Source organism: Mucilaginibacter auburnensis (genome assembly GCF_002797815.1).
In the GTDB taxonomy this organism is placed as follows: Bacteria; Bacteroidota; Bacteroidia; order Sphingobacteriales; family Sphingobacteriaceae; genus Mucilaginibacter; species Mucilaginibacter auburnensis.
In genome coordinates this window covers 1,522,364-1,548,162 of record NZ_PGFJ01000002.1, presented here as the reverse complement: position 1 = coordinate 1,548,162, position 25,799 = coordinate 1,522,364, and the positions used below count along the sequence as shown (strand labels likewise).

The following is a 25,799-nucleotide window of genomic DNA, read 5'->3' as shown; positions in this document are numbered from 1 at the left end:
ACTGCCATTAGCTAACTAAGGCGTGGTAAAATAAACCAAAAGGTTGAGCCTTTGCCCAGTTCACTTTCTACACCCATTTGGCCGCCGTGTCTTTTAATGATCTCCGAAGAAATAAATAGCCCGAGGCCAAGTCCCGAAAAGTTCTGCGATGTGTGCTCTATTCTGAAAAACCTGTCAAACACGTTTTGTATCTGATCTTCGGGTATGCCAATGCCATAATCAGCTATCGCCAACCTTAAGCCGCCATCAGGCAAGGCTTCAAACCGTATATCTATGCGGTTAGCATCCGGAGAGTATTTAATGGCATTGGTAAGCAGGTTACACAAAACCTGGTCAAGGCGGTTACGGTCGGCAAAAACCGTTAACTGCGCATCGCCGCTTACGGTTATTTCATGTTTGCTTTCGGTAGGTTGGCACTGTTCAATATTCTCGGCAATCAAATCTGCCAGAACAAATTCTGAACGAAACAGTTCAAGTTTGCCTTCCTGTATGCGGGTAACGTCTAACAGGTCTTTAACAATGCCGGTTAGCTTATCAACCTGCCTTGACGCCCTTTTAACCAAAGGCTCAACACTTTGCAATTTTTCTTCGAGGGCCACCATGCGCTCAATGAGCTGTAAAGATGCTTTAACACTGGTAATGGGTGTTTTCAATTCATGGCTGGCTACACTCATAAATTCTTCTTTCCGGAGGGCAAGCTCCTGTGCGCTTTCCTTTTGTATCTGGTGCTGACGTGCCTCCGCTTCGGCTTTTTTACGTTCCTCAATTTCGGCTTCTAATTGTGTAAGCGTTCTCAGGTTATTGATCATGGGCCAGGTTCTGTGAAGAATAAAAACCGTGCTTATAGATACAATGCCTGTTACAAAACGTATTAGCGCACTAAGGCGGTAAGCGGGCCACCAAAATATAATGGCATCTAGCAGATGGGTTGAGCCGCAAAGCAAAATGAAAGCAATAAATAGCCAAAACAGCTTTAAAAATGGGAGGTCCTTGCGTTTTGATACAATGCGATATAATAGAATAGGAATGGCAAAGTAAGCCGCCCATATCATTAGGTCAGACACAATATATAGCCAGCCATGAAAATCTGTCCAGCTGCCGCAATGCCAGCGCGGTGGCCAATTGGCGGTGTCAAACAAGCCGGTAAAAAACTCTTTTACCTGTGTGGTCAATGTTTCGTGTGGCGGTGCAGCTGGTTTATGGCATGCCGTACCGCAGGCTACTGTGTGGTTGTGAGGGGTATTTGGATTCGGCATAAAATATCCATATAAAAGAATATACAGGCAATGTACAAGCAAACTTGTACGGGAACAACGTTAATATGTTTATGTTTTTTATACCCAAAATATAATATGCTTTCCGCGTTAAATACGCTGCTTTTGGCAAGGGGTGTTCGGTTGTTTCAAAGTGTTTGGAAGGGAAAACGAACGAACACCTGCAGTAAAAAGGCCTTATAACTAAATGCGCTAACTTATTAAATAGCTGCTATCAAATTACTACTTTTGGATAAACCAATACATAACCACCACATGAAACGTTTTGCCACTTTATTTACGCTGATATTATCTGCCACGTTCACCTATGCGCAGCTAACCACTGTAAAAGTTGCCGAAGGAACACTGCAAGGCACCGCCGAAGCCGGATTGACCATATTTAAAGGCGTGCCATTTGCTGCACCACCTGTAGGCGACCTGCGTTGGAAAGCCCCGCAACCTGCTGCTAAGTGGACAGGCGTAAAAGTGGCCGACAAGTTTGCTCCCGGCCCCATACAAGGGGGCAACATCCCATCGGGCAAAAGCGAAGATTGCTTATACCTGAACGTATGGACACCTGCCAAAGCGCCTAATGAAAAAGTGCCTGTTTTGGTATGGATATATGGCGGAGGCTTTAATGCAGGTGCCACATCAGAAACGAATTACAATGGTGAGAAGCTGGCTAAAAAAGGAGTGGTGCTGGTAACAATAGCCTACCGTGTAGGCCAATTGGGCTTTTTAGCGCACCCCGAGCTGAGTGCCGAAAGCCCGGATAAGGTATCAGGCAACTACGGTTTGCTGGATATGATTGCCGGCCTGCAATGGGTAAAGAAAAACATAGCGGCCTTTGGCGGCGACCCTAATAAGGTAACCATCTTCGGCGAATCAGCAGGGGGTATAGCGGTTAGTCAGCTGTGCGCCTCACCGTTGGCTAAAGGCTTGTTTCAGGGAGCTATATCAGAGAGTGGCGGTTCTTTCGGGCCGTCAAGGGTAGTAACTTTCCCTGGCGAGAATATGCGCAAACTAAAAGATGCCGAGGCATCAGGCGATGCATACGTTAAGGGAGCCGGCTACAACTCAATAGCCGACTTACGCAAGCTGCCTGCTGATAAACTGCCTGCGGTGCGTGGTTTGGCATGGCCTATTGTTGATGGTAAAGTAATTCCGGATGATCAGCATAAACTGTATGAGGCCGGTAAATACAACGAAACACCTATACTGGTGGGTTATAATTCAGACGAGGGCCTGAGCTTTTCGCCACCAAAAACACCCGAAGACTATATTGCAGGCGTAAAGGGCCGCTACGGTAAGTTTGCCGATGAGCTGATAAAAGCCTATCCGGCAGGTAACGGTAAAGTTGAAAAAACCGCGCGCGATCTGGCCCGCGATGCAGCTTTTGGCTGGCAAACATGGGCATGGGCTAATTTGGTAGCTAACCGGGGCAAATCAAAAGTGTTTTATTATTATTTTGATCAGCACCCTCAATATCCTGCCGGTTCACCACGCGAAGGGCAAGGCTCACCACACGGGCAGGAAGTGGCTTATGTTTTCGGCACGCTCAACCCTAACAGTGCGCAGGCCACGCCTACAGATGCAACCATATCTGATGCTATGGGTACCTATTGGACCAACTTTGCTAAATACGGCGACCCTAACGGTGCCGGTATGCCTAAATGGCCCGTGTATGATCCGAAAGGCGGTAACACCGTAATGTACTTCGCGCAAACACTAAAAGCAGGCCCGGTACCAAGTGCTGATGCATTGAAAGTACTTGACGGTTACTTTAAGTGGAGACGCACACCTGAGGGAGAGACCTGGGCTAATAGCCAGAAGTAACAAGGATATTTTAACAGGTGTTCGGTTGTTTCAAAAGTGTTCGGCAGGAAAACGAACGAACACCTGTTAAGCTATTGTCATTAATTATGCCTTAGCCAGTCGCGGGTAACTATTTTAGCTATATTAGCTTTAATGAACAGGCTTACCGGTTTTCTATGCGCGTTGGTGTTGGTAATGTTGCTATCTGCATGTGGGCCATCGGGTAAAAAGGATAACAAAACGGTATTCAAGCTCAACCTCGACGAGGGTCTAACCTCGCTTGACCCTGCCTTTTGCCGTAACCGTAACACCATCTGGATGGATAACCAGTTGTATAACGGACTGGTGCAGATTGATGATAGCCTGCAAACCATCCCGGCAATAGCTAAAAAATGGGAAATATCCCCCGATGGTAAAACGTATATCTTCCACCTGCGCAATGATGTTTTTTTTCATGACGATGAACACTTCAAAAACGGTATAGGCCGTAAAGTAACCGCTGCCGATTTTGCTTACAGTTTTTCCCGCCTGATAGACCCAAAGGTGGCATCATCCGGCTCATGGATATTTAGTGACAAGGTAACCTGTAAAGAAGCCTTCCAGGCTGTTGATGATACTACTTTTCGTATACAGCTGCGCCAGCCGTTCGCGCCTTTTATAAGCATGCTTACAGCGCAATACTGCTCGGTTGTGCCGCATGAAGTAGTTGATTTTTATGGCAAAGATTTTAGGAGCCATCCGGTAGGTACCGGTCCGTTTAAGTTTAAGTATTGGAAAGAGGGAGAGACCTTGGTGCTGCTCAAAAACGAAAAATATTTTGAGCATGATGCCAAAGGCAATCAACTACCTTATCTGGATGCTGTGCAGGCAGGCTTTATTGATGATAAGCAAACCTCGTTTCTGGAGTTCATGAAAGGCAATCTTGATTTTCTGAATGATATTGACGGTAGCTATCGCGATGATATCCTTACCAAAGCTGGGCATATCACCACAAAATATAAGGGTAAATTCCAATTGAGTACCGGTCCGTTTTTAAATACCGCGTATTTGGGTATGCTGGTTGATACCAATCTGGCTATTGTAAAAAACTCGCCCTTGCGCAAATTGAAGGTGAGGCAGGCCATTAATTATGCTATTGATAAACGTAACCTGATAAAATACCTGCGTAACGGCTTAGCCACCCCCGGCGAGGAGGGGTTTATACCCAAAGGTATGCCCGGTTTTGATGCCGATAAAACTAACGGCTACAGTTATGATCCTGCAAAGTGCCAGAAACTGCTGGCCGAGGCTGGCTATCCTAATGGCAGAAATATGCCGGTTATTCAACTCAATAGCACAGTGGCCTACCATAACCTGATAGAGTTTGTGCAAGGCGAGTTAGAGCGAGCTGGTATAAAAACCAATGTGGAGGTAATGCACGGCGCCAGCTTGCGCGAAATGATAGCCAAAAACGGTATTAACTTTTTCTACGGAAGCTGGATAGCAGATTACCCGGATGGCGAAAATTACCTTTCGGTTTTCTATTCCAAAAACAAAATACCGTTTGGCCCCAATTACACTGGTTTCAACAATAAGGCATTTGATAAATTATATGACGCATCCTATCATGTAAAAGATGATGCGCAGCGCCATGCCATTTACCAGCAAATGGATAATTTGATATTGGAAAAAGCTCCGGTGGTGGTTTTGTATTATGATAAGCGCGTAAACCTGTATCAAAATAAAATATCAGGCTATAGTACCAACGCGCAAAATCAGCTTACGTTAAAAAGGGTTAAAAAAGCGGAGTGATGCGCTAAGCCATCGGCATAAAAACAAAAAAGCGAGAGCCTTTATCGGTGCTGCTCTCAAAACTAATTCGTCCACCTTGCCGTTCAGTAAACTCTTTACAAAGCAACAGGCCCAAACCTGCCCCCCGTTCGTTATTGGTGCCAAAAGTGGGTTGCGCATTAAGCGTAAATATGGAGCTCATCTTATCTGCAGGTATGCCTTTGCCGGTGTCGCTAACCGTTATGCGGCAATCGTTTAATTGTTGTTGGGCCTCAATTGTAATGCTTCCTCCCGCAGGTGTAAACTTAATGGCATTATTGGTCAAGTTACGTACCACTAATTGCAACATATCAGCATCGGCTATTATAGTTATATTGGGTGGAATGTTGTATTGAAATGTTAAGCCTTTAGCTTTAGCCATCATTTTTTCCAGATCAAAGGTGCTTTGCAGGGTTTGACTAAGGTTAATGTTTTTCAGGCTAACAACAGTGCCATCCATTTGCGTTTTTGACCATTGCAATACGTTAGATAGCATATTCATGGTAGTACGCGTTGCACTTAGCAGATCCTTCTCAAACTTGGAACGTTGCAAAGGTTCTATGTCTTCATTATTTAATAGCTCCAGATAGGTTTGTATGTTTACCAGCGGCGCACGCAAATCATGCGATATAATGGACATGAGCTTACTCTTTTCGGCATTAGCCAGCTCCAGTTGTGCGGTTTGCTGTAATATCTGTTGGTTGCGCACTTCAATAGCCGCTGCTTTTTCATTTACCTGATGCCGCTCTTTATCATAACTGCGCCTGATAAATTTTATAGTGATGTAAATAGCAATAGCCGGAATTGGAAAAGCCGTTACCCTGTCAATGAACTGTCCGTTGCCGGGTGCAAAAGGATAGTGTACCCATTGAGGGTAACGGTATTCTAAAACGTGTAAAATAAAAAAGCAAGCTATGTATACCGTAAGCCAAAATGTTTGTTGCCGGTAAGGCGCAACAGCGAAAACCAACAGTAAATACGCGGGCCATATCAGATCTGTTGAGCCGTTGATGCCTGCATTGCTAAAGTAATTAACTGAAAAAATGATGATTCCTGTGAGCGCAAATATTATGCTGCTGTGCTGCCTGCCTTTAATTCTTGAAGCATATAATTGCCACGAAAACACCAGCACAAACACTACGCCTGACAGTGAAGCAATGCGCAGGCCTGCAAAAAAATTATAAGGTACATAAATTGCGGCCAGTATAACTATACCGATAGCTATTGAATGAAATATGCGGCTTTCTAAAGAGAAATGGTCCGGGCTACCTATTAAGTCATGCCAGAGTGCATTTAATTTCTTAAAGGCAAATAAACCGTGCGAAACTTTTGATACTGGCATAAACACACTCCCGGCAAAGGGCCAATAATTTGAACAGGCAAATACAATAAGCTAAATAGCATATTTTACTTAAATTTACAAAATATTGCCTATATAATATTATTGCATGGCCGCTGCTTGTTTATAACAGACAGCCATGTATAAAATCATTACATAGAAACCAAAGTTGTTACACTAAGCGGAGCCAGGTTTATAATGAAATTATTTCCGGGAATAGTAAAATTACTGGCTTTCAAATTATTGTTAGCATCGGTATAATAACGATTAAAGCCTGTTGCCGAAATCCCGGTCAAGCCAATGGGTTGCGCCACCATGCTGCTGTTAAAATTGATAATTACCAGCACCAGTTTTGAGCCGCTTTTGTAGGCGCTCAGAAATACGTTAGACTGTGGTGTGGCCGTTGAAGCAATTTTACGGAACCCCGGACGTATCCATTTGCTGAATTGTGCCATGGCGTATCCCCGTTTGGTTGGCGTGTCGCTTGTTTCGCTCATTAACCCGTAGTAACGGCACATGTACCACCAAACGTACATGCTATAGCCGGCTGTCATACAATCATGAATTTCTTTACCTACGCTTAAAGCACCAACCCAATCATTACCATCGTTGTTATTGGTATAATGCTCTGTCATCCAAATTTCTTTACCCGGTGTAAATGCGGTAGGAGGAGTGCCGTAAATGTGCCCTGCTATATAAGCTGTTTTTGCGTTGGCAGCAGCATTAGCTAAATAAGTACCAATATAAGTTTGGCTCATATTAAAGGGTTCGGGTGCCATAACAGGGGCGCCAACGTTTTCGCCTTGTGCGGCTACAAAATCAGCTACCTCTTCAGCTGTCATCGACATTGATTCGTAATCCACGCCGTAATTGGGCTCATTAGTAGGACTTATTGCTGTTACTCCACCCACAGCAGTAACATAGCTTTTTAAAAAGGCCGCGTAATCTGCATATGAGCTTGTTTTTAGCTTGCCACCAACAATGTTATTGTTGGTTTTCATAGATGCGGGTGCCGACCATGCAGTGGCTATAACATTAGCCCCAAATGATTTTGCAGCATCAATTGTTGGCTTTTCGGCAGCAAAATCAGCGGCGGAATTGGGTATACGTACCCGCAAAGCACTAAAACCTAAACCATCAACGGGTGAAAAAAGCTTTTGCCTTTGCGCAGCTGTAAGATCCCCGCGCCACTGCAATATACTTGCCCCGCCAAAACCACTGATGTTTTGTTGTGATGTATTGGCATCTACATTAGCCATTCCGGTTACACCCGCGGTAGCACTTATTGCACCACCTAAGCTGATTTCGGCTGTAGAAGGAGGCTCAGCAGTTTTTGATTTTTTACATCCAAAAAGAAAGGCAGCGGCAATGAGTACGAAAACAGAAAATTTGTTCATTTATGAGTTGTTTAAAATTGGTTTTGTTTTAGGTGGATGGTTGGTCCAGCAGTAAATATATATACAAAAAAAACTTTGTAAAAAAAAAGATACGAATGCGATTTCGTAAGATTTTTTGCTATGAAAATATGCTTTTCAAAATGTAAATGGATCCTTTAAAAAACTATAATTTATATTAGAGCAACCAATTAGCGCTAAGGCGCAAATTTTAATAACCTGATTTTATAACCAAGGCCGATAATGCGTTAGGTGTATAGATGCCTGACTATTTTTCTAAAGTGCTTTTACCAGAGGTTTACCCAATTTAACTAAATATATAATATGGAAAATGATGAAAATAAGGAGGCGGGAGCGTTTTCGCGCCGCGAATTTTTAGCGTCGACAGGTAAGCTTGCCGCAGGGAGTTTATTGTTGAGTGGTTTCCCAACTATTGTTCCCTCAACGGTATTCGGCAAAACCGCGCCCAGCAACAAAATTAATGTGGCGCAAATTGGTTGCGGCCGTATAGCGAGGGTGCATGATCTCCCATCAACCTTAAAAATAGCCGATGCCCGTATTATGGCTATATGCGATCTGGATACTAAACGGATTGACAGTACCAAAAAGTTTATAGAAGAGGAGTATGCCAAAAGCACCAACAAGGATAACTACATGGACGTTAAAACCTATGTAAATTATCGCGACCTGTTGGCTAATAAAGATATTGATGCCGTGATGATCAGCACGCCCGATCATTGGCACGCGCAGTTGGCGGTTGAGGCGGCTTTAGCCGGTAAACATATTTACTGTCAAAAACCTACTTCGCTTACTATTGAGGAAGGTAGGCAGATGAGCGATTTTATCAGCAAAACAGGTGTGGTGTTTCAATTAGGAAGTCAACAACGTTCCATTGACCCCTGGCCGCAGTTTAAACGGGCGTGTGAGTTAGTGCGTAATGGCTACATAGGAAAGTTGCACACTATTAAAGTGGGCCTGCCCGGTGATCCTGCAGGTGGTATAGCAACTGAAATGCCAATACCCGCCAACTTTAATTATGATATGTGGCTGGGTTCAACGCCTTATGTTTATTATACGCAAGACAGAGCGCATCCGCAAAATTCTGTTACGGCGAGGCCGGGCTGGCTGCGTTGCGAGCAATTCGGTGCAGGCATGATAACCGGGTGGGGGGTGCATCATTTAGATATTGCACATTGGGCAATGGACACCGAATATTCAGGGCCATTGTCTGCAGAGGCTACTGCCGAGTTCCCAACTAAAGGTTTCTGGAATGTACACGGAGATTTTGAAGTAACCATGCAGTACAGAAATGATGTGAAAGTAATTGTGAGCGATAAGTTTCCTAACGGATTGCGTTTTGAAGGTACAGAAGGCTGGGTGTTCGTATCACGCGGAGATTCGCAGGTAAGCGCCTCTGATCCTGCATCGGCAAAAGTGCCTGCCTTTGAGGCCAGTAGCGCGGCCATTGCTAACGCGGTAATAAAACCCAATCAGATCAAATTATATGAGAGTGCTGAGCAGCACAGCAACTGGATAGAAAGCATCCAAACCAAAAAGCCTAATATTAGTCCGGTTGAAGTGGCTCACCGATCGTGCAGCGCCTGTTTGGTTGCACACGCGGCTATGAAGTTGCCTGGGAAATTAGTTTTTGATCCTAAAAAAGAAATGTTTGTTAATAATGCCGAAGCTAACAAGTTACTGTCTCGTCCGCAGCGATATCCGTATGGCACAAGTTACATTAAGGCTTAATATAATTTAGTGAATAACAAAAAAGCGCCGCAATTATAGTTGCGGCGCTTTTTTGTTATCAATTTGCTATGTTGCTTATTTACTCTTCTTCGCCAGTTCTAAAGCGGCGGTAGTAGTGTAATACTTAGCTAACATGTTTGGCACTTCCCATGCAGGCATGTTCTTGTTTTTAAAATACTCCAAAAACTTTTCCATAACACGGGCAAAGTGCGCCTCGTGGCCTTCTTTAAAGTTATCAGGAATGGTAACCCACCAGCCATTTTTAACTTTCTTTAACGCTATGCCCGGGTATTTAGCTTGTAGTTTCTCAATCTGCTGCTGTAATACCTGCTCGTTTAAAGGAGCTTGGCCGGTAGCTTGTTCAATGTAAAGCTCGGGTTTGTATTGCTGTTCAGCTCCCTGTTTTATAGAAAGATTTGCTTTGGTGCCGCGCATAGTAGAGAAATGCGTGTCGCCAGTACCTTCAGGCGCCTTATAATTCCATGTTACAGACACCTTAGCATGTACACCTTTAATGGTGTAATTGATCTCTCCATTTGAGTATATTTTTAAAACGCTGTCCTGTACAATATCCTTTTTAAGAAAATCAGGAAATTGATTAACGCCGGTTATAGTTTTAAACTGACTCAAGGTCATATCTGTTTGCCATCTTTTAGCACTCTGCAGCCTAATATCTTTTTTATAATCTATAGCTTTTTCAGGAAAGCACTCCCATTGTACCAGATCTACCAGGTGGGTTGTTACATCAACAATGCCTTCACCCTGTTGTGCTGCATCCATAAACCAAGTTGGGCGCACCAATACATTTCCCGAAACATATTTGTAAAAATGGTGAACGCTTTCTTTGGTTACTGCCGGATTTTCCGGTGTTCCCTGTTCCAGGGTGCCAAAAACCTCCGGCAACATAGAAAGTTCGCGTTGCAATACTGTAGTAATTTCATACCGCTCAGTCATAATGTCGTACAACAATACATCATTTTTCTTAGCGCTTTCAAATGCACTCTTTAGTGTTTCAAACCCCGTTGCATCAATAGCCATGGGCTTGTCAGAAAGTACATTTAATCCGGCGTCAACAGAGCGCTTTATATAATCGGTTTTCTTTTGATTGTTACCTGCCAACACTACAACATTTCCTTTTTTCTGCTCTAACATCTCATCGAAAAAATGCGTGCCTACGTGTATTTTTTCCTTCCATTCTGTTGGGTTTTCTTCGCGCGTGTTGTAGGCATGTATTCTATCCATGTGTTGTTGCAGGTCGTCTCCTTCCGGTGCGTAAACATGTACAACGGTATCTACTTCAGGATACATGCTTTTTTGAACCAGCGCAGCGTGGAAATGTCCCGGATCAACAGTGATCAGGTGAACAGAAAAAGCCGACTTATCATCTTTTTTAGGCGAGCAGGCCGCAAACAAAGCGGTCATCATTAAAACAGATCTTAACTTCATTATTGTATCAGGTGTAATTGGAATTATTTTTTGGCTAACAAAGTTCGTTGCCAGGGTTTAAGCAAATGTACATTTTTATAGGTATCAACGTAACCCAGCTAAACAAAAAAGCCGCTTCAAAAATTGAAGCGGCTTTTTTTATAAACTTTTTTATTTAAGCTTTTTTAATGCCCTTATTTTTAGTTTCGATATATCCTGCTGCACCAATGGCTAATACTAATAAAACAGAGCCGGCAAGCGAAATACCTTCACCTGTATAGTAAGACGCAGGGTGGAAGATAAACTCAATTTTATGGTTACCCACCGGTATTTGCGCGGCACGCAATAAGTAGTTGGCACGGAAGTATGGTGATTCTTTACCATCAATCAGCATGGTCCAGCCTTTATCATAAAATATCTCAGAGAAAACGGCTATTTGAGGAGCCGTTGTACCACTTTGATAAACCAAATGATCGGGATTATAGCTTGTAAGCTTAATTGTTGACCCATCTGCAAAAGTGGTTTTGTCACCTATTAAAGTTTTGTATTGTTCATCAACAATAGCTTCCAATTTAGGGTCAAAACTGCTGATGGCTTTCATTTCTTCATCAGCATTTTTAGCATATTTAACGCTTTTTACAAACCATGCATTACCACAGGTAGTACTGTTGGCTTGCATGCTTAACGCCTGCGTTTGCTGGTTGCCGGTAATAATGTATTTAACGTTCAGCATGTCTAACACATCCTGATTTACGCTACGGCTAAATTGATTATCTAACAGTTCCTCAAAACGTTTTAAACGCGCGGCAGAATATCCACTGAATGATTTATGAAAGAAAGGATTCATAAAGTCAACCTTAGGATTAACCGTCGCATCAAACACCCTGAAGTTGGGATCAGGGTCACGCGCTATAAACGTGTCAACTTCACGGGGCTCAGGTTTGTTGGATAGTTGCTTTTCTGCAAAATTCTCGTTCTTCAAATAACGTTTATCAACTTGCCATAAATCCACCAATACCAAAGCCAGAACAGCAACAGAAAGTATAGTTACGTTAATTTTTTGTTTGATGTAAGCGAATACAATACCAAACGCCAGTGCCACAAATATCAATGACCTGATAGCGTCGGCACGTGCCAGGCTGATACGATCTTGCACAATTCCGTTTGATACCGCTGAGGCAAGGTTGTTATCACCTTGTAAAGCCTGTGCCAATGCTGTAGTTCCTTCAGCCTGGTCATGAGCGCGGAAATTCAGTATAACATCCGGCAATATTACAAATAGTAAAGCAAGGCCACCAGTAATGTAAAGTGATAATAATGCACTTTTCTGCAGCGCTTTTTTATCTGTATTTTCCGTTAATTCTTTTATTGCCAATATCGACAATATAGGGAAGCACAACATGGTAACAGCCAATATTGACTCAACCGCACGGAATTTATTGTACAGCGGGAAATAGTTAAAGAAAAGGTCGGAAATATAAGGGAAGTTACGACCGAAAGACAAGAACATGGTCAATATTACTGTTGCCAGTATCCACCATTTGAGGCGGTCTTTAACAATGATCAAGCCTAAAACAAACAGGAAGCAAATGGCCGCACCAAAATACCACGGACCGCTGGTAAAGGTTTTATTACCCCAATACGTGCTGAAGCCAGGAAACTGGTTACTGATCTGCGTAGCGTATTTCACGGCTTCCTCTTCGGGAATTTGCTTGGCTGTAAAAGCTTTTGTAATGTTGGAGTTCTGATCAATAGTTTCAGTGCCCGAACCACCGCCATAAGCGTTAGGTATTAGAAATGTAAAGCATTCCGCTACGCCCTGGCTGTATTCATAAGCGTAATCTTTAGCTAAACCATTGTTAGGTTCCTTAGTGGTTGAAGTTAAGTTTGATTTACCACGGATGGTTTCTTTAGCATATTCAGCGTTGCTCCATAACATAGATGCGTTAACTGCAACTGCAATGCACAAGCCAGCTACTAAAAAGCCTGTTGATTTTAGCAGCGCAGGTAAGATTTTGTTTCTTGCCGCGTATACAACCTCAACTATTACCAGTATAAACACGGCCAGCATCAGGTAATAAGTCATTTGCAGGTGATTGGCGCGTATCTCCATCGCCAGAAAGAAAGCTGTTAAGGCCCCGCCTAAAACATGCTTGCCGCGCAGCGTTAAAATTATGCTGGCCAGTATAGGCGCAAAAAATGCTATGGCAAACGTTTGGTTGGAGTGACCGGCTACTATATATATTATATTGTATGACGAGAAGGTAAACGCTACTGCGCCGGCAGCTGCCAGCCATGGGTTAAGGCGTAAAACAATAAACAGGAAGTAAGCGCCTGCCAACAATATCATAACCGTATCAATAGGGTTAGGGAACACCGTTTTAAGCGCAGTTATTACGTGGCTGGTGATGTTGTTGGTGTATGGAACCCATATCTGGAAAACGGGCATGCCGCCAAATATTTGGTTAGTCCATAATATAGTTTCGCCTTTTTCTTTATAGGCATTAATTTCTGTTTGGGTAGATTGCGCGCCGGTTACGTCGCTTTGGCCTAACACTTTACCCTGAAACGCAGGCGTAAAGTAAACAAAGCACATTATAAAAAATATGCCGATAATGGCAAAGTGAATGCCATTGCGCTTGAACCAGTTATTCATTTACTTGCTTAAATTGGAATTAATTGTAACGCCCAAAAATAGAAATTTACAGCATAATTGGAACTGTAACAACAAAAAGGATTTGTTTTACATTTTTCGGGTAAGGAAGAAAAGCAGCACAATACCGGCCCAGCCTACTATATAAGCAATAATATTTACGCGGGTGTACTCTTCTAGATTACGGCGGATAGTGAAATAATTGTATACAGCTAAACCGGCTAAAACCACATAAAAAAACCAGCTGGTAGCATTGATTGAGGTAAAAAGTATAGTAGTAACAATGTAGTTGGTAATGATCAAAACCATAGAAGCCGGCGTGTTATCATGCCTGCGCCTGCGCTTGTATAGTTCTTCAGGTATCATTACTTTTCTTTAATTTCTACGTAATCAACAAAATCGCCTTCAGTATCGGGTACTTTGCTTTTTGTGGCTTCTTCGGGTATATAATCTATTTTGATACGACCGGTCGGGTTATTATTCGCCTGGTTGGGGCGACCATAGTTTTGCTGACCCTGCTGCGCTTTGTTAACCAAACTTTGAAAAAGTATAGGTGCCAAATAGCGGAACAATAGCCTTACAACATATAATAAAAGTATGCAAATTATCAGAAAACGTAAAAACATGCTTTATGCGGTTTAAACAACAAATATAACACTATAACGTGTAAAATGGTTCATTATGATTTTACACAGTTGTTTGATGTTGGGTAAAAGGGGATTGTTACATCAGCGAAATGTAACTTTAAATAATCTGGCATTTCGTTATCTGCTATATCTGTTTATTTTTTTAATTACCCACTTTTCAAACAATTGCACACTTTTCTGTTGAGGATCTGACTTTTCAGTTTTGCGTACATATCTCTTTAAGGCTATCAGTTTAAGCTGAGAACTCGTGCTGTCGCCTTCAATGATAATATCAGCGTGAGTTGTTCTTAATCGAATAGTGTCTTTTTCGTTGATGAGCTTATAATCTAAAATTCGCGCAATGGTGTCTAAATTGTCATTGTATTTTGAGGAGTAATAAAATGTGTTGTTTTTGCTGTTGAAAATTAAACCCTCATTTTGAAAATGGAGGTATTTATCCATATCACGTACATATTCTAACTGAAGCGCGTTTATCCTTGAAACCAATTCGCGTTTTGAAAATGGAAAGGCATACGTTTTATTAATAGCACCCCATTGCGTGTATTTACCCGGCGGCATGCTGGTGGCTCCAAAAGTTAACAAGGCAATACAAGCCAGTAAATTTAACAGCAATGGTTTTAAAAAATGGCTGCCGGCCTTGCTAAAAGTATAGTAGGATAGCGGCAAAACAATCAGTGCCAAATAATCTGTATAATCAACAACCCGGTGCACAGGTAAACCAAGATTATTAAGTACTAATATGAGTGGTTGAACAAAGGGGGTTTTCCAAAACAGAAAACCAACAAGCGTAAGCAGGTAAGCAGTCTTTGTAAATCTTGTAAATAGCGCAGCAAAGAAAAACGGAAAAGCGAACAAACCGGTTACGTCTGACAGTTTTCCAGTTAAGCTATTCCCAAAAGTTTGTTTAAGAAGCCAATCATTAAGCAACAATAAAAATACGGCCAGTATAAAAGCAGGGTGCGCTAACTTCTGTTTATTTACCATGTTGTCTAACTACGGCGTTGTCTAACTACGGCTAATATACTCAAAAGCAGTAAGCTTACCCAAACTTCTCTTCCATCATTTTCTCTAATGCAAACATTTCGTCGCGCAGTTTGGCGGCACGTAAAAAGTCCATGTCTTTGGCGGCGGCCAGCATGTCTTTTTTGGTGTTGTCGATAGATTTTTTCAGATCAGCTTTGCTCATGTACTGAACAATAGGATCCGCAGCAAGCGTAAGCACATCTTCTTCCACGTAAGCTTTCTGCACACCTCCCTGAAAATCAACTACCGATGTTTGCTCAATAATTTCAGATTTTGATTTGCCTACCGTTTTCGGCACAATGCCGTGCTCCTCGTTGTAAGCTATTTGTTTTTCACGGCGACGACTCGTCTCGTCAATAGTGATCTGCATCGAGTCGGTGATCTTATCGGCATACATTATAACCCGGCCACGATCATTACGGGCTGCACGGCCAATGGTTTGTATCAACGAACGCTCCGAACGCAAAAAGCCTTCCTTATCCGCATCTAAAATGGCTACTAATGATACCTCTGGTAAATCCAGACCCTCCCGCAAAAGGTTAATACCTATCAATACATCAAACACACCCAGGCGCAGATCTCGCAGTATCTCCACCCTCTGCAGTGTTTTAACTTCCGAGTGAATGTAGCGGCACTTTATGCCCAAACGATCCATATACTTGGCCAATTCTTCCGCCATTCGTTTGGTTAGAGTGGTAACCAGTACGCGGTCGCCTTGCTTGATGGTTTTATCTACCTCGTCAAGCAAATCATCTACCTGGTTGATAACCGGGCGCACATCAATTAAAGGGTCAAGCAAGCCGGTTGGGCGTATTACCTGCTCAACCACCACACCACCAGATTTTTCCAACTCAAAATCGGCAGGCGTTGCGCTTACATAAATGGTTTGCGGCGCCAAACGCTCAAACTCCTGAAAGTTGAGCGGGCGATTATCCATAGCAGCAGGCAAACGGAAACCATAATCAACCAATGATATTTTACGCGACCTGTCGCCGCCATACATGGCCCGTATCTGTGGTACGGTAACGTGGCTCTCGTCAATCACCATCAGGTAATCATCCGGGAAGTAGTCTAACAAACAGAACGGCCTTGCACCTGGTTCGCGCCCATCAAAAAAGCGGGAGTAGTTCTCAATACCCGAGCAGTAACCCAGCTCACGTATCATCTCGAGATCGTAGTTAACCCGTTCTTCCAGGCGTTTTGCCTCTAAAAACCTGCCATCACCAATAAATTGTTTTTTGCGGGTTTCCAGTTCTTCCTGTATGGCCCAGATAGATTGCTTGAACCTGTCGCGCGGTGCCACGTAAAGGTTAGCCGGATAAACCACCATGTGGGTCATCTTTTCAATGGTTTTGCCCGTGCCAATATCAAATGCGCTTAGCTCTTCAATATCATCTCCAAAAAACGAAATGCGATAGGCGTGATCCATATACGGCGGGAAAATATCTACCGTATCGCCTTTTACCCGGAAAGTTCCGCGCTTAAAATCGGCAGTGGTGCGGGCGTATAGTATCTCAACTAAACGGTGTAAAAAAGCATTCCTGCTTATGCGTGTACCCACCGCAAATTTAAATACCGACGCTGCGAAGTCTTCCGGATTACCCATACCATAAATGCAGGAAATAGACGATACCACAATCACGTCCCTTCTGCCACTCATTAAAGCTGAGGTTGTACGTAAACGCAGCTTTTCAATCTCCTCGTTTATTTGAAGGTCTTTTTCAATATAGGTGTTGGTAGTAGGAATGAACGCCTCGGGCTGGTAATAATCATAGTAGGATACAAAGTAATTCACCGCGTTTTCGGGGAAAAACTGTTTAAACTCGCCATACAACTGCGCGGCCAAAGTTTTGTTATGGCTCAAAATGAGCGTAGGCTTTTGTGTTTGCGCAATAACATTGGCCACGGTAAAAGTTTTACCGGAACCGGTTACCCCTAACAGGGTTTGATAGTTTTCGCCGCTGTTAACGCCTTCTACCAGTTGTTTGATGGCTCCGGGCTGATCTCCGGTGGGTTTATATTGCGAGGTGAGTTTAAAATCCATGCTAATTACAAAAATAGCGATTAGTGATTAGTTAATCATTGACCGCCGATTAGTTACAACACATTTTGACGGTGTAATGTTCAAAGAAACAGTAGGGGAGTGACAAGGGTATGTCAGGAAGGATCTAAACATTTACTATTTTTAGCCCAAATCCATTTTATTTTATGACGGAGGCTAAGTTGTACCAGCCACTTTTTGATTACATCATTAATAGATCAGCTTTGCAATTAAACGATGCAGAGCGCGCGTTAATAACAGACGCTTTTAAACCCCGGTCGTTTAAAAAGAGAGAATACCTATTGCGTGTTAATGAAGTTTGCAAGTATATGTCGTTCATAACAGCGGGCGCAGGGCGAATGTATAGCATCAACGCAGACGGGCAGGAAAATATTGTGAGGTTTGCCATTGAGCAGTGGTGGCTTGGTGATTACGAGAGCTATAACTTACAGCAGCCATCCATTTACAACATAGACGTATTAGAAGATACCGAAGCTTTAACAGTAACGCACGCTGCTATGCAGACACTTATGCAAAAAGTGCCGGCCGTTGAAGCAATGGTTAAAGAAATTGACCGTAAATCGGCAATTGCTACGCAAAAGCGTATTCATAGCGCTATCAGTTTAAATGCGGCCCAACGCTATCAAACGCTTATGGAAACTTACCCTGAGTTTTTACAGCGCTTCCCGCAGGCTATGATCGCTTCTTACCTTGGGCTTTCGCCCGAGACCTTAAGCCGGGTACGCAAACAAGTACTCAGGAATAAATAGTTTGCTGCCTCAATTGGCCGGAGCATCCATTAACAAATACAAACCCTTTATTTTGTTGTCGGCTATCATGGCCACATCCATTCCGGTTGCGACCGCAGGCTGACCGGGCACACCTAAGCGCCATGAAATTTGCTGAATATCATGATTTGATCTGCCGGGTTCCGCCAATTCAAATTTAAAGTCGAGTGGCCATTGAGCCTGTAGTTTGTTGATCAGGTTGTTAATGGCTTCGTGTCCAATGATGGCTTCCCCATCATTCGATTCATAAAAAAGCGATATCTGCTGCATATACGTGGGCTATCTCTTGTAGTCTGATAGCTTCGTCGCGCTCGTTCCATATTTTTAATAAGCTGCCTTCCAGTAATTGTGCTAAGTTTTTCATTGCTTTCTTTTTTATCAAAGGTCGTGGTGTTGGCGTTGGGAAGTGTTGACATTTGTCAAGAAAGTGGGGTGTGGAAAATAAAGATGCCGAATTGTGATGCCCTTAAATAAAAGTCACTGGTTAACTTACACGTGGAAAACTTTTGTTAAATTAGTTGCATAGTACTACACCATGAACCGCGCATTTCTTTTTCCCTTTGTTATTTTATTTTTTGCAATTGATGCGATAGCGCAAAAAAACGATAAGCACGATTTTCGCTTAGATGTCAAAATTCCATCCACATGGATTGAGAAGGTGAGGAGATACAATTATAAACAAAACAATGCTTCCATATTAAAGGAACTTGAGGCCATAATTAAACCTCGGGTAATCTATATTCCAGCCCATGAGGAAAATCTGGACAAGAATAAACCTGGCTTGTTGAACCCAATTTTTACTGATTTAGATGGAGAGCCGGGAGAGGAAATGATTTGCACGCTGGGTTGGGACGAAAACTATCCATCAATGGCGGTTTTCAAAAAAAAGGCTGACAGTTGGCATTTGATCTACATGGAAGATTATTATATGTTTTATAGTCAGCCTGACATGTATATAGTCAACAACTTCTCAAAAAACAAGACATTTTATTTCCGGCGGGTGCATGAACGTGGGTCGGGCATATATATGCTGATGGTTATAGTTTTTTTAAGCTGATAAATGGAAAAGTTTACCATTGCCTGGAACTACTTAATCAAACGCATATATACGGATGGGGACTGTCATTAAATCAGGAGGTCAAAAGCAATATTAAATTCGACGGCTCAGGGCAAGAGAGCGAATCGATATGGGTGAGTTATAGCTATAATTTCTTTCCGGGAGCAATCGAAGATAGTGATTGCCCCTGGTGCGCTAACAACGATAATCCATTAATAAAAGGTGATGATGCCGTAAGCTATAATTGGGATAAAAAAACTAACACATACAAGTTAGATATACCCACTTATAAAGAATATGAGGGGTTGACTGCTGCACAGATAGCCTGTTTTTACGGCTTCGGTAACGACGAAGCTTTTATAGCAGCTTATCGAACTCATATTGATAAAACGCTAAAGAAAGGTACGGAACAGCAAAAGCAGGTTTTAAAAAAGTATCTTGGTGTGGTCAACAGCAATAAAAAGCGCACACCGAACCAGTTGGAGAAAAAGGCGTCTGCTGGCGGTACAACTTTCTACGGGCCTAAAAATCCGTGATAGCAAATACGAAGTTAACGCTTATTATTTAGCGGTCACCTTCTTCTTTGCGCCAGTCCACATCATCCTCACATTAAACACCACCACAGCAATCAAAATCAATGAGTAAGCAACAATTTGCATGGCGCTGATCTGCTCTTTGTAAACTAATGCGGCCAATGTAAAGCCGATGATAGGATTAATATTAAGCAACATGCCCAGGGTTGATGATGGCAAAGCTCTCAACGCATACAGGTTTAAAAACAGCGGCATAATGGTGAAGAATACCGCTATGGTTTCTATGTAGACGTAAAATTTAATTTCGGTAGGGAACGGCCCGCCAAAGGCGGGGTAAAACGGCAATAGCATAATTGCCGATAGCACAATGTGAAAGGTAAGCGTTAAAAATTTATCAAAGCCTACATTTCTACGCTGGCTCACCAGGTAGCCGGCGTAGCTCAGTCCTACTAATATGCTGTAAAACATGTCTGTTATATTAGCGTAGGAAAGAAGCAAGCAACTTAATAAGCTTAGGGCTACAGCACCCCATTGTAATCTGCTTAGTTTTTCATTCAAAAGGAAGAACGCAAGTACGGTTGTCAATACCGGGCAAACCAAATAAGCCAGCGATGCAGCCTTTACACTTACATGGTTCATTACATAAATAAAGCTGAACCAGTTAAAGCTAAGCAATAAGCTGCCGCCAATGTTTAGCATTAATACCTTGCGACGCCTTTTTGGGGATAGTATTTTATAAACGTTAATAGCATCTGTAACCGCCTTGCGTTTAAATAATACAACAATAAGCAACATCAGTAATGCGCAGCTAAAAACGCGATAAAACAGCAGATCTATAGAAGGATAAGCGGCCAGCGGCTTCAGCACCAGACTAAAAAAGCCCCAGGTAGCATAAGCAACAATAGCTGCCAGATAATATTTAGAGTTATTCAAAGCAGATGTATTATGGCGCAAATATGAAAAAATACCTGGGGCGTTTTAACATGTAATTGTTAAAATATTAAGTCGCAAAGCCGTTTTTACGCGCCGAATATGCCGAACAGACTGCCTGGTTGCATTACAGGCGAACATGACGCGCCTTTACTAAATCTCGTTTTAATCAAAGTATCGCTAATCAGTTCAGGAATTTATCATTGCTGAAACCTGAGAAATTCTCAGTCAAATAAATATTTAAAAATAACTCACTAAGTATTTGACATTTAATACAAAATATCTATCTTTGCCGTCCCTTTCGGGGGATAACATGTCTTGAACGAAGCCCTACTGCTTCGATGGACGCAAAAAAAATTTAAAATGTCAGGAATAATTGGTAAAAAGGTAGGTATGACCAGCATATTCGATGGCACAGGGAAAAACATCCCTTGTACCGTTATCGAAGCTGGCCCTTGCGTGGTAACACAAATCAAGTCTGTTGAAACAGACGGGTATTCTTCCGTACAGTTAGCTTACGGCGAGAAAAAAGAAAAAAACACCTCAGCTCCTTTAAAAGGACACTTCCAAAAAGCCGGAACAACCCCAAAACGTAAATTAGTTGAATTCAAATCTTTTGAAGACCAAAAGTCTTTAGGCGACACCGTTACTGTCGAGATTTTTGCTGAAGGCGACTTTGTTGATGTGGTTGGTACCTCAAAAGGTAAAGGTTTTCAGGGTGTGGTAAAGCGTCATGGTTTTGGTGGTGTGGGTATGCAAACTCACGGTCAGCACAATCGTTTACGTGCGCCGGGTTCACTGGGTGCTTCATCATGGCCTTCACGCGTATTTAAAGGTATGCGCATGGCGGGTCAAATGGGTAATGAGCGCGTTAAAGTTCAAAACTTAGAGGTTGTGAAAGTTTACGCAGAGCAAAACCTGTTAGTTGTTAAAGGTTCCATACCAGGAGCTAAAGGTTCAATGGTAATAGTGGATAAATAAGATGGAAGTTAAAGTATTAAATGTATCAGGTCAAGAAACAGGTGCCAAGGTGCAGCTTCCTGAAGCTATTTTCGGTATTGAGCCTAATGATCATGCTATTTACTTAGATGTTAAGCAATTTTTAGCTAACCAGCGTCAAGGTACTCATAAAGCTAAACAGCGTAATGAGATTGCAGGTTCAACCCGTAAATTATACAAACAAAAAGGTACAGGCGGTGCACGTGCCGGTAGCGTAAAATCTCCATTGTTCAATGGTGGTGGTCGCGTATTCGGTCCGCAGCCACGCGATTACAGCTTTAAGCTAAACAAAAAGCTTAAAACGCTTGCTCGCTACTCAGCCTTATCATACAAAGCAAAAGACAGCAATGTTATAGTTTTAGAAGATTTCAACTTTGAATCTATCAAAACTAAAAACTACATCAAGCTGGTTGCAGACTTAAATGCTACTAATGAGAAAACATTATTGGTATTACCGGCTGCAAATAACAATGTTTATTTATCAAGCAGAAACTTGAAGAAAGCTAAAGTAATTACTGCCGACCAGTTAAACACTTATGACGTGTTAAACGCAGGTAAGCTTTTGTTAACTACGGGTACTGTTAAAGTTTTGGAGGAAGCATTAGCTAAGTAATATGGAAATTTTAAGAAAACCCTTACTTACTGAAAAAGTTACTCAGTTAACTGATAAGCTTAACCGTTACGCTTTCCTGGTTAACCCGAAAGCTAACAAAATTCAGATCAAGGCAGCTATTGAAGCCATGTATGGCGTTAATATTACAGCTGTAAACACCATGAGATACGTTGGAAAACTTAAAACCCGCAACACTAAAGCCGGACCGGTATCGGGTCGTGCTGCTACAGTGAAAAAAGCGGTTGTTACGTTGAAAGACGGTGAAGTAATTGATTTTTATAGCAATATATAAATAAGGAGATGGCAGTAAAAAGATTTAAACCGGTTACGCCGGGTACCCGTTTCAGGGTAGGTGCTGATAACTCTGACATTACTACAAACGTTCCTGAAAAATCGTTAGTAGTATCTGTAAACAAGAGATCAGGCGGTCGTAACAACAGCGGTAAAATGACCATGCGCTACATTGGCGGTGGCCACAAAAAGTCATACAGGTTAATTGACTTTAAACGCAACAAATTTGACATCCCTGCAACTGTTGCTACAATTGAATATGATCCAAACCGTACAGCACGTATAGCTCTGCTACACTTTGCTGATGGCGAGAAAAGATACATGATAGCTCCGGAAGGTTTAACAGTTGGTCAAACTGTTATTTCTGGCGAGAACGTAGCTCCTGAGGTTGGTAATACTTTACCATTAAAAACTATCCCTCTGGGTTCAATCATTCACAACATTGAATTGAATCCTGGTCAGGGTGGCTCAATTGCCCGTTCAGCAGGTACCTACGCGCAGCTTGCTGCCCGTGATGGTAAATACGCTGTTATTAAATTACCTTCTGGCGAAACCCGCATGATCCTGGCTACTTGTTTAGCAACTATCGGTACCGTATCAAACGGCGATATGCAAAACGAAGTATTAGGTAAAGCAGGTAGAAAACGTTGGTTAGGTCGCAGACCACGCGTTCGTGGTGTAGCTATGAACCCGGTAGATCACCCTATGGGTGGTGGCGAGGGCCGTGCGTCAGGTGGTCACCCACGTTCACGCAAAGGCTTGTTAGCTAAAGGTTACAAAACCCGCGACAAGAAAAAAGGATCTGATCGTTATATCATTGAAAGAAGGAAGAAATAATAATGGCACGTTCAATTAAAAAAGGACCTTATATTGATCATAACCTGGACAGAAAAGTTCTGACCTTGAATGAATCAAATAAAAAATCAGTAGTAAAGACATGGTCTCGTCGTTCCATGATTTCTCCGGATTTCGTTGGTCATACATTCGCAGTACACAACGGTAATAAATTTATACCGGTGTACGTAACAGAAAACATGGTTGGTCACAAGTTGGGAGAATTTGCACCAACCCGCACATTCCGCGGTCACGCAGAAAAGAAAAAATAACAGGCAATGGAAGCAACAACAAAAATTAAAAAGTCTGTATTGATCAGGCAACAAAAAGAAGCTGCGAAAGCCGAAGTTGGTGGCGCATCTGTTGCAAAATTACAGAACTGCCCAACTTCACCACGCAAAATGCGTTTGGTGGTTGATTTGATCCGTGGCGAAAATGTATTTAAAGCTTTAAGTATATTAAAGTTCACTAATAAAGAAGCAGCTATCCGCGTTGAGAAATTGCTTTTATCAGCAATTAACAACTGGCAAGCTAAAAACGAAGGTAAAAGCGCCGATGATCTTGTTGTGAAACAAGTATCAGTAGGTGGTGGTCGTCAGGCTAAACGTTTACGCCCTGCACCACAAGGTCGCGGTTACCGTATACGCAAGCGTTCAAACCACGTAACGCTTATTGTTGATAGTAAAAATGAAAACAACTAATTAGGAAATGGGACAAAAAGCACATCCAATAGGTAACAGATTAGGAATCATCAGAGGTTGGGATTCTAACTGGTTCGGTGGCAACAACTACTCCGATAAATTAGTTGAGGACGAAAGGATCCGCAAATACTTATCAGCGCGTATTAACAAAGGTGGCGTAGCTAAAGTTGTTATTGAGCGTACATTAAAACGTATCACTGTAACCATTCACACTGCCCGTCCGGGTATTGTAATTGGTAAAGGTGGTGCCGAAGTTGACAAGATTAAAGAAGAGTTGAAAAAACTTACCAAAAAGGAAGTTCAGATCAACATTTTCGAGATAAAACGCCCTGAGCTTGATGCACAATTAGTTGCAGAAGGCGTGGCCAAACAGCTGGAAGCGCGTATCTCTTTCCGTAGAGCAATGAAAACTACTATCGCTGCAACCATGAGAATGGGTGCGGAGGGTATCAAGATCATGACATCTGGCCGTTTAGGCGGAGCGGAAATGGCGCGTAGTGAGCAATATAAAGAGGGAAGGATTCCGTTACATACCTTCCGTGCTGATATTGATTACGCATTAGCCGAGGCTTTAACTACTTATGGTAAAATAGGTGTTAAAGTGTGGATTTGCAAAGGTGAGGTTTACGGCAAGCGCGACCTGTCTCCAAACATTGGTGGCACCAGCAGCGCAAGCGGTAAAGGCGGACGCCCTGAAGGCGGCGGTGATTTCAGAAATGAACGCGGCGGCGACAGAGGCGAAAGAAGAGGCGGTGGTGACCGCAGGGGTGGTAACAACAACGATCGCAGAGGCGGTGGCAATAACCGTGGCGGTGGTCAAAACCGTGGCGGCCAAAACCGTCAGGGCGGCGCACCCAGAAGATAACAATTAATGTAGAATAAATATCGTAACAGATATTAAAGCTTAATAAAATGCTACAGCCAAAAAGAACGAAGTTCAGAAAGATGCAAAAAGGCAGAATGAAAGGTTTAGCCACCCGTGGCGCAGAACTTTCATTCGGATCTTTCGGTGTTAAATCACTGGAAGCGGCCTGGATCACCAGCCGTCAGATAGAATCTGCCCGTATTGCTGTAACACGTTACATGAAACGTGAAGGACAGGTATGGATCAGAATTTTCCCTGACAAACCTGTAACCAAGAAACCAGCAGAGGTACGTATGGGTAAGGGTAAAGGTGCTCCTGAATACTGGGTAGCGGTAGTACGCCCCGGTAGGATCATTTTTGAAGCAGAAGGTGTACCAATGGAAGTTGCTAAAGAGGCTTTACGCCTTGCAGCCCAGAAGTTGCCGGTACAAACAAAATTTGTAGTACGTAAAGATTACGTAGAAGCATAAACAATTAGTTGGCGGTTTTGAGTTTGCAGTTATCAGTTAGGATAAAGTCGGCTTAGAACTAATAACTCAAAAAACTAACAAGAGAAATGAAAAACTCAGAAATTTTAGAGCTCGCAACTGAAGAGTTGGTAGCAAAGATCAGCGAAGAAAGGGCAAACCTTACTAAACTGAAATTTGCGCACGCGGTTTCGGCTATCGAAAATCCAAGCCGTATCACTAAGGTACGTAAGGAGATCGCTCGCTTAAATACTGAATTAACAAAGCGTAAAGCGGCATCAGCTTCTGAACAAAATTAATTTTTACGCGTCGAGAAAAATGGAAAGAAATTTAAGAAAAACACGTACCGGCCTGGTAGTTAGCAATAAGATGGAGAAATCTATTGTTGTGGCTGTTGAGCGTAAGGTGAAACACCCTATTTACGGCAAATTCGTGAAGAAAACTACCAAGTTCATGGCACACGACGAAGCTAATACCTGCGGTATTGGCGATACCGTATTGATTATGGAAACTCGTCCGCTGAGCAAGAACAAAAACTGGAGATTAGTTCAAATTTTAGAAAGGGCTAAATAA

The 25,799-nt window shown here is 42.5% G+C and carries 27 protein-coding genes; 16 read left to right on the top strand and 11 right to left on the bottom strand.

All coding sequences use genetic code 11. From position 1 onward, the window contains the following. Window positions 1-11 precede the first annotated feature (11 nt). Window positions 12-1,256: a sensor histidine kinase gene (locus CLV57_RS17640; protein ID WP_100342698.1), complete on the bottom strand. Its 1,245-nt coding sequence runs from the start codon at window positions 1,254-1,256 to the stop codon at window positions 12-14. A 273-nt stretch (window positions 1,257-1,529) separates the two neighbouring features. Here CLV57_RS17640 and CLV57_RS17635 point away from each other — a divergent pair, with 273 nt between their 5' ends. Both CLV57_RS17635 and CLV57_RS17630 read left to right on the top strand, forming a co-directional pair. After that, the gene (locus tag CLV57_RS17635; protein ID WP_100342697.1) at window positions 1,530-3,089 is read left to right on the top strand and encodes a carboxylesterase/lipase family protein; all 1,560 of its coding nucleotides are present in this window, start codon (window positions 1,530-1,532) and stop codon (window positions 3,087-3,089) included. A gap of 132 nt (window positions 3,090-3,221) precedes the next feature. Next, entirely contained in the window at window positions 3,222-4,859 is a 1,638-nt protein-coding gene (locus CLV57_RS17630) for an ABC transporter substrate-binding protein (protein WP_100342696.1), read from the top strand. Window positions 4,860-4,863: 4 nt separating this feature from the next. Here the strand turns inward: CLV57_RS17630 and CLV57_RS17625 are convergent, their stop codons facing one another. After that, window positions 4,864-6,219, bottom strand: a complete 1,356-nt coding sequence (locus CLV57_RS17625; RefSeq protein WP_100342695.1) for a HAMP domain-containing sensor histidine kinase — start codon at window positions 6,217-6,219, stop codon at window positions 4,864-4,866. Window positions 6,220-6,368: 149 nt separating this feature from the next. Then, window positions 6,369-7,613 carry a glycoside hydrolase gene (locus CLV57_RS17620; RefSeq protein WP_100342694.1) on the bottom strand — a complete coding sequence of 415 codons (1,245 nt, stop codon included), beginning with the start codon at window positions 7,611-7,613 and terminating at the stop codon, window positions 6,369-6,371. A gap of 321 nt (window positions 7,614-7,934) precedes the next feature. On the opposite strand from CLV57_RS17620, the gene CLV57_RS17615 reads away from it, so the two are divergent. Next, window positions 7,935-9,359, top strand: a complete 1,425-nt coding sequence (locus tag CLV57_RS17615; RefSeq protein WP_100342693.1) for a Gfo/Idh/MocA family protein — start codon at window positions 7,935-7,937, stop codon at window positions 9,357-9,359. 75 nt (window positions 9,360-9,434) lie between these two features. Here the strand turns inward: CLV57_RS17615 and CLV57_RS17610 are convergent, their stop codons facing one another. From CLV57_RS17610 to uvrB, 6 genes are all read right to left on the bottom strand, one after another. Next, window positions 9,435-10,805 (bottom strand): putative oxidoreductase C-terminal domain-containing protein, encoded by a 1,371-nt coding sequence (locus CLV57_RS17610; RefSeq protein ID WP_100342692.1) that lies wholly within the window; start codon window positions 10,803-10,805, stop codon window positions 9,435-9,437. Between the two features lie 154 nt (window positions 10,806-10,959). After that, window positions 10,960-13,440: a YfhO family protein gene (locus tag CLV57_RS17605; RefSeq protein WP_100342691.1), complete on the bottom strand. Its 2,481-nt coding sequence runs from the start codon at window positions 13,438-13,440 to the stop codon at window positions 10,960-10,962. A gap of 87 nt (window positions 13,441-13,527) precedes the next feature. Then, a complete protein-coding gene (locus CLV57_RS17600; protein ID WP_100342690.1) occupies window positions 13,528-13,803 on the bottom strand; it encodes a hypothetical protein in 276 nt (91 codons plus the stop codon). After that, window positions 13,803-14,063 (bottom strand): DUF4834 family protein, encoded by a 261-nt coding sequence (locus CLV57_RS17595; protein ID WP_100342689.1) that lies wholly within the window; start codon window positions 14,061-14,063, stop codon window positions 13,803-13,805. The genes CLV57_RS17600 and CLV57_RS17595 overlap by 1 nt, the downstream gene beginning before the upstream one ends. A gap of 138 nt (window positions 14,064-14,201) precedes the next feature. Further along, window positions 14,202-15,068 carry a hypothetical protein gene (locus tag CLV57_RS17590; RefSeq protein ID WP_100342688.1) on the bottom strand — a complete coding sequence of 289 codons (867 nt, stop codon included), beginning with the start codon at window positions 15,066-15,068 and terminating at the stop codon, window positions 14,202-14,204. A gap of 55 nt (window positions 15,069-15,123) precedes the next feature. Next, window positions 15,124-17,151 (bottom strand): excinuclease ABC subunit UvrB, encoded by a 2,028-nt coding sequence (gene uvrB / locus CLV57_RS17585; protein WP_100342687.1) that lies wholly within the window; start codon window positions 17,149-17,151, stop codon window positions 15,124-15,126. Window positions 17,152-17,315: 164 nt separating this feature from the next. Here uvrB and CLV57_RS17580 point away from each other — a divergent pair, with 164 nt between their 5' ends. Next, window positions 17,316-17,918, top strand: a complete 603-nt coding sequence (locus CLV57_RS17580; RefSeq protein ID WP_100342686.1) for a Crp/Fnr family transcriptional regulator — start codon at window positions 17,316-17,318, stop codon at window positions 17,916-17,918. A 9-nt stretch (window positions 17,919-17,927) separates the two neighbouring features. Here CLV57_RS17580 and CLV57_RS17575 read toward each other — a convergent pair whose 3' ends face one another. Beyond that, complete coding sequence (locus CLV57_RS17575) at window positions 17,928-18,206, bottom strand: hypothetical protein (RefSeq protein ID WP_100342685.1); 279 nt, start codon at window positions 18,204-18,206, stop codon at window positions 17,928-17,930. A gap of 265 nt (window positions 18,207-18,471) precedes the next feature. Here CLV57_RS17575 and CLV57_RS17570 point away from each other — a divergent pair, with 265 nt between their 5' ends. Continuing rightward, entirely contained in the window at window positions 18,472-18,993 is a 522-nt protein-coding gene (locus CLV57_RS17570; RefSeq protein WP_100342684.1) for a hypothetical protein, read from the top strand. Between the two features lie 134 nt (window positions 18,994-19,127). After that, window positions 19,128-19,529, top strand: a complete 402-nt coding sequence (locus tag CLV57_RS17565; RefSeq protein ID WP_100342683.1) for a hypothetical protein — start codon at window positions 19,128-19,130, stop codon at window positions 19,527-19,529. Window positions 19,530-19,553: 24 nt separating this feature from the next. Here the strand turns inward: CLV57_RS17565 and CLV57_RS17560 are convergent, their stop codons facing one another. Then, window positions 19,554-20,459, bottom strand: coding sequence for an EamA family transporter (locus CLV57_RS17560; RefSeq protein ID WP_100342682.1), 906 nt, complete (start codon window positions 20,457-20,459; stop codon window positions 19,554-19,556). 360 nt (window positions 20,460-20,819) lie between these two features. Here CLV57_RS17560 and rplC point away from each other — a divergent pair, with 360 nt between their 5' ends. From rplC to rpsQ, 10 genes are all read left to right on the top strand, one after another. Then, entirely contained in the window at window positions 20,820-21,437 is a 618-nt protein-coding gene (rplC, locus tag CLV57_RS17555) for a 50S ribosomal protein L3 (RefSeq protein ID WP_100342880.1), read from the top strand. Window position 21,438: 1 nt separating this feature from the next. Next, on the top strand, window positions 21,439-22,068 hold the full coding sequence (gene rplD / locus CLV57_RS17550; protein ID WP_100342681.1) for a 50S ribosomal protein L4: 630 nt from the start codon (window positions 21,439-21,441) through the stop codon (window positions 22,066-22,068). Between the two features lies 1 nt (window position 22,069). Then, entirely contained in the window at window positions 22,070-22,360 is a 291-nt protein-coding gene (rplW, locus tag CLV57_RS17545) for a 50S ribosomal protein L23 (protein ID WP_100342680.1), read from the top strand. Window positions 22,361-22,368: 8 nt separating this feature from the next. Then, entirely contained in the window at window positions 22,369-23,196 is an 828-nt protein-coding gene (gene rplB, locus CLV57_RS17540) for a 50S ribosomal protein L2 (protein ID WP_100342679.1), read from the top strand. A 2-nt stretch (window positions 23,197-23,198) separates the two neighbouring features. Further along, complete coding sequence (gene rpsS, locus CLV57_RS17535; protein WP_100342678.1) at window positions 23,199-23,465, top strand: 30S ribosomal protein S19; 267 nt, start codon at window positions 23,199-23,201, stop codon at window positions 23,463-23,465. Window positions 23,466-23,471: 6 nt separating this feature from the next. Then, window positions 23,472-23,894, top strand: coding sequence for a 50S ribosomal protein L22 (rplV, locus tag CLV57_RS17530; protein WP_100342677.1), 423 nt, complete (start codon window positions 23,472-23,474; stop codon window positions 23,892-23,894). Between the two features lie 7 nt (window positions 23,895-23,901). Next, complete coding sequence (gene rpsC, locus CLV57_RS17525) at window positions 23,902-24,759, top strand: 30S ribosomal protein S3 (RefSeq protein WP_100342676.1); 858 nt, start codon at window positions 23,902-23,904, stop codon at window positions 24,757-24,759. Between the two features lie 47 nt (window positions 24,760-24,806). Then, a complete protein-coding gene (rplP, locus tag CLV57_RS17520; RefSeq protein ID WP_100342675.1) occupies window positions 24,807-25,229 on the top strand; it encodes a 50S ribosomal protein L16 in 423 nt (140 codons plus the stop codon). 86 nt (window positions 25,230-25,315) lie between these two features. After that, on the top strand, window positions 25,316-25,525 hold the full coding sequence (gene rpmC / locus CLV57_RS17515; RefSeq protein ID WP_100342674.1) for a 50S ribosomal protein L29: 210 nt from the start codon (window positions 25,316-25,318) through the stop codon (window positions 25,523-25,525). Between the two features lie 19 nt (window positions 25,526-25,544). After that, window positions 25,545-25,799, top strand: coding sequence for a 30S ribosomal protein S17 (rpsQ, locus tag CLV57_RS17510; RefSeq protein ID WP_100342673.1), 255 nt, complete (start codon window positions 25,545-25,547; stop codon window positions 25,797-25,799).

Bases quoted from the DNA above. Each gene is read 5' to 3' on its own strand.
- CLV57_RS17640 (WP_100342698.1), bottom strand. From the start codon at position 1,256: ATGCCGAATCCAAATACCCCTCACAACCACACAGTAGCCTGCGGTACG.
- CLV57_RS17635 (WP_100342697.1), top strand. From the start codon at position 1,530: ATGAAACGTTTTGCCACTTTATTTACGCTGATATTATCTGCCACGTTC.
- CLV57_RS17630 (WP_100342696.1), top strand. From the start codon at position 3,222: ATGAACAGGCTTACCGGTTTTCTATGCGCGTTGGTGTTGGTAATGTTG.
- CLV57_RS17625 (WP_100342695.1), bottom strand. From the start codon at position 6,219: ATGCCAGTATCAAAAGTTTCGCACGGTTTATTTGCCTTTAAGAAATTA.
- CLV57_RS17620 (WP_100342694.1), bottom strand. From the start codon at position 7,613: ATGAACAAATTTTCTGTTTTCGTACTCATTGCCGCTGCCTTTCTTTTT.
- CLV57_RS17615 (WP_100342693.1), top strand. From the start codon at position 7,935: ATGGAAAATGATGAAAATAAGGAGGCGGGAGCGTTTTCGCGCCGCGAA.
- CLV57_RS17610 (WP_100342692.1), bottom strand. From the start codon at position 10,805: ATGAAGTTAAGATCTGTTTTAATGATGACCGCTTTGTTTGCGGCCTGC.
- CLV57_RS17605 (WP_100342691.1), bottom strand. From the start codon at position 13,440: ATGAATAACTGGTTCAAGCGCAATGGCATTCACTTTGCCATTATCGGC.
- CLV57_RS17600 (WP_100342690.1), bottom strand. From the start codon at position 13,803: ATGATACCTGAAGAACTATACAAGCGCAGGCGCAGGCATGATAACACG.
- CLV57_RS17595 (WP_100342689.1), bottom strand. From the start codon at position 14,063: ATGTTTTTACGTTTTCTGATAATTTGCATACTTTTATTATATGTTGTA.
- CLV57_RS17590 (WP_100342688.1), bottom strand. From the start codon at position 15,068: ATGGTAAATAAACAGAAGTTAGCGCACCCTGCTTTTATACTGGCCGTA.
- uvrB (WP_100342687.1), bottom strand. From the start codon at position 17,151: ATGGATTTTAAACTCACCTCGCAATATAAACCCACCGGAGATCAGCCC.
- CLV57_RS17580 (WP_100342686.1), top strand. From the start codon at position 17,316: ATGACGGAGGCTAAGTTGTACCAGCCACTTTTTGATTACATCATTAAT.
- CLV57_RS17575 (WP_100342685.1), bottom strand. From the start codon at position 18,206: ATGCAGCAGATATCGCTTTTTTATGAATCGAATGATGGGGAAGCCATC.
- CLV57_RS17570 (WP_100342684.1), top strand. From the start codon at position 18,472: ATGAACCGCGCATTTCTTTTTCCCTTTGTTATTTTATTTTTTGCAATT.
- rplC (WP_100342880.1), top strand. From the start codon at position 20,820: ATGTCAGGAATAATTGGTAAAAAGGTAGGTATGACCAGCATATTCGAT.
- rplD (WP_100342681.1), top strand. From the start codon at position 21,439: ATGGAAGTTAAAGTATTAAATGTATCAGGTCAAGAAACAGGTGCCAAG.
- rplW (WP_100342680.1), top strand. From the start codon at position 22,070: ATGGAAATTTTAAGAAAACCCTTACTTACTGAAAAAGTTACTCAGTTA.
- rplB (WP_100342679.1), top strand. From the start codon at position 22,369: ATGGCAGTAAAAAGATTTAAACCGGTTACGCCGGGTACCCGTTTCAGG.
- rpsS (WP_100342678.1), top strand. From the start codon at position 23,199: ATGGCACGTTCAATTAAAAAAGGACCTTATATTGATCATAACCTGGAC.
- rplV (WP_100342677.1), top strand. From the start codon at position 23,472: ATGGAAGCAACAACAAAAATTAAAAAGTCTGTATTGATCAGGCAACAA.
- rpsC (WP_100342676.1), top strand. From the start codon at position 23,902: ATGGGACAAAAAGCACATCCAATAGGTAACAGATTAGGAATCATCAGA.
- rplP (WP_100342675.1), top strand. From the start codon at position 24,807: ATGCTACAGCCAAAAAGAACGAAGTTCAGAAAGATGCAAAAAGGCAGA.
- rpmC (WP_100342674.1), top strand. From the start codon at position 25,316: ATGAAAAACTCAGAAATTTTAGAGCTCGCAACTGAAGAGTTGGTAGCA.
- rpsQ (WP_100342673.1), top strand. From the start codon at position 25,545: ATGGAAAGAAATTTAAGAAAAACACGTACCGGCCTGGTAGTTAGCAAT.